This window comes from Neptuniibacter marinus, assembly GCF_001597725.1.
Taxonomy (GTDB): Bacteria; Pseudomonadota; Gammaproteobacteria; order Pseudomonadales; family Balneatricaceae; genus Neptuniibacter; species Neptuniibacter marinus.
This window is the reverse complement of the sequence record NZ_LUTR01000115.1, coordinates 1-231: the sequence shown is the minus strand read 5'-3', so window position 1 is coordinate 231 and position 231 is coordinate 1. Positions and strand designations below refer to the sequence as shown.

Genomic DNA, 231 nt, shown 5'->3' with positions numbered 1-231 from the left:
CGCTACAGCAACATCGCAGGTTTTGTGGAAGCAGGGGAAAGCCTTGAACAGGCCGTGCAACGCGAAGTCTTAGAAGAAGTCGGTATCAAAGTTAAAAACATCCGGTACCAAGGAAGCCAGCCGTGGTCTTTTCCGCATCAACTTATGGTTGGTTTTTTTGCCGAATACGAATCCGGAGAAATCGTTCTCGCACCAGATGAGATCGCAGAAGCGGGTTGGTGGCGCTACGAT

Annotated in this window: 1 protein-coding gene; it reads left to right on the top strand. The window is 50.2% G+C overall.

Annotated features, from left to right (window positions below):
- Window positions 1–231, top strand: a 231-nt coding sequence (locus A3774_RS16270; protein WP_156473751.1) for an NUDIX domain-containing protein, incomplete at both ends; no start/stop codon positions are given.